2 protein-coding genes are annotated in these 2,304 nt (G+C 67.3%); both read right to left on the reverse strand.

What is annotated here, in order from left to right:
• Positions 1-161: 161 nt before the first annotated feature.
• Positions 162-1,421 carry an ISL3 family transposase gene (locus VNF71_08395; protein HVA74570.1) on the reverse strand — a complete coding sequence of 420 codons (1,260 nt, stop codon included), beginning with the start codon at positions 1,419-1,421 and terminating at the stop codon, positions 162-164.
• 417 nt (positions 1,422-1,838) lie between these two features.
• On the reverse strand, positions 1,839-2,048 hold the full coding sequence (locus tag VNF71_08400) for a hypothetical protein (protein ID HVA74571.1): 210 nt from the start codon (positions 2,046-2,048) through the stop codon (positions 1,839-1,841).
• Between the last annotated feature and the right edge of the window lie 256 nt (positions 2,049-2,304).

The raw sequence follows: 2,304 nt of genomic DNA on the forward strand, positions 1-2,304 counted from the left end.
ATACCACCCGGGACATGTCTGGAAGATCCTCCGCCAGGTGGGTTGGAGCCGCCAGCGCCCAGCGCGCCGCGCCGTCGAGCGCAACGACGAGGCGATCGCGCGCTGGGTGGCCGAGGACTGGCCCCGGGTAAAAAAAACGGGCCTCCCGGCATGAATGTGGGTCACTTCCTGGGAACACTCGTTCGTTCGTGGGGTAGGACGTGCTCGATCGGCCCGACGGTCAACATGATGAGGGCGAGCGCCGCCTTGGCGGAGTGGAAGCCGTAGGCACGGTTGAGCAGCAGACGCACCCGCCGGTTCAGGCCTTCGTGGCGGGCATTGTTCACTCCGAGGCGAACCGCGGCGAGGATGCCTTCGCGGTGCTGGCGGATCGTCTTCGCGAGCGTGACGAACGGCTTCAGCCCGCTGCGGGAGGCCTTCGAGCAGAAACGGTCGAGGAGATGGGCGACGTCGTCCTCTGTGAGGTCGCCGGCGAAGATGGCCCGGAGGGCTTCCTTAAGGCTGTATGCGCGCCACACCGCCCCACCGTGGCGGCGCAGCCGGCGCAGCGTGGCCGCCTGGTCCTCGTCGAGGTGCTCGGGGTTCTTCAACAAGCACCAGCGTGCGCCCTTGAACCGCTTGGCTGCCTGCTCGTCGGCCCTGCGCATCTCCTGCCAGTGCTGGCGCCGGACGGTGTCGAGCGCCTTCGTGCCGAGTTGGACCACGTGATAGGGGTCGTAGCAGATGATTGCCCTGGTGGCGTGGCCAGGCTTCCGGACGGACTTCGCGTATGCGGCCGACATGTCCATCGAGACGGCGGTGAGCTCTCCGGAGCGCTCGGGCCCGAGCTCGGTGAAGAACTTGTCGAGCGTGGCGGTGTCCCGGCCCTCTCGTCCCCAGACGATCTTGCGGCTGCGATGGTCCGAGACGAGGGTCAGGTACTTGTGCCGGCGCCGCCAGCTCACGTCGTCGACCCCGATCTCGAACAGGTCGTCGAGCCGCCTCGCGTCGAGGCCGGTCTCCATCACCCTCGTGATCATCCGCCCGACGGTGTCCCAGTCGACGCGGAGAAGCCGGCAGATGGCGGTCTTGTCCATCTGGGTGGCGAGAAAGCCCACGAGGTCCTCGAGGTCGCGGGTGTGGCGGGAACCGGCCCGGGCGAAGGGGACGCCCTCCGTCCTCACGCCGTGGACCGGGCAGGAGAGCCGTCGCAGCTGGGCGCGCACCTCGAGGCGCCAGACCCCGAGGTCGAGATGCCGCCAGGTGGAGTCGACCGGCCGGCGGTCGTAGCGCGAGCGCGTCGTGAAGTCGCACTCCGGGCAGCAGAGGCGCCGCCGCCGCAGTGCCACCGTGACCACGACCAGGTCCTGCCGGAACACGACTTTGCGCACCCAGACCCCGGGCAGGGCCAGAAGGAGAGACAATGCAGCGGTGACGCGCACGGGCCGACGTCCTTGTTCGGTTTGCCTTCGACAGCTCCGAACCTAGGACGCCGTGCGCGTCACCCTCACGATCCCGAGCGGCCGTCGAAGAAGGCAAGCTGCTCCGCTGCTTGCCTGACTGCTCCGTAGCAGCCGGCGAGTCGGGGTCAAGTCCGGCCCGAAGGGCCGTCCGCAGGACCGGAGCGAAGCGGAGGGACTTGACGCCGACTTGGAGCCGGCTGCTACCGCCCGCAGCCGCACATCCTCGCCTTCCGCTACAAGGCTTCGCGGCTCACCGGTTCCTCAACGGCACCCACATCGATGCCGGAAGACCCATTTTTCTCGTGTCGTTCGTAGTGCCCTGCCTGGCGCTCTCGCTCCGTCCGGAGTAGCAGGGGGCTCTCCGAGCGCGCCTGGGTATCGAAGCTGCGATGCACGTCAGGTCGGTTCGGCCAGAAGGCGGAACCCCTTCCGGGGGACATGCTCGAGGCGTGCGTACGGTGGTCGCACAGCAGGCTGCTTCATTCGCTGCATGGTGATGTAGGCGGTCGATTCAGCATACGCGGTGCCCTGGGCGACCATCTCGGCGTAGACCTCGCGAACCGTGAAGACCTCCCGCCCCTCGTGTCGCTCGGAAAGCGCAGTCATCGCAACCAGGACTTCATTCCGGCAGGTTGGCGAGCTAAACTTGCGTCTGCCAAGCCGGATGGCGCGGCGGGCGAGGCTCGGACTTTGGTTCGTATCCGGTACCATCCTCTCCACCACGCCCGCTGACCTGCGGAAACGCGATTCGTCTTGTGACCAAATACGAACCGCCTCAAGGCTTTTCGGGCCGATCAACGCCGACTCGATACCCGCGGCCTCTCAGGGCTTGCGGGTGGTAACGGCGTGGAAGCGGAAGTCA

The organism is Acidimicrobiales bacterium (assembly GCA_035533095.1).
In the GTDB taxonomy this organism is placed as follows: Bacteria; Actinomycetota; Acidimicrobiia; order Acidimicrobiales; family Palsa-688; genus DATLUM01.

Bases quoted from the DNA above. Each gene is read 5' to 3' on its own strand.
- VNF71_08400 (HVA74571.1), bottom strand. From the start codon at position 2,048: ATGACTGCGCTTTCCGAGCGACACGAGGGGCGGGAGGTCTTCACGGTT.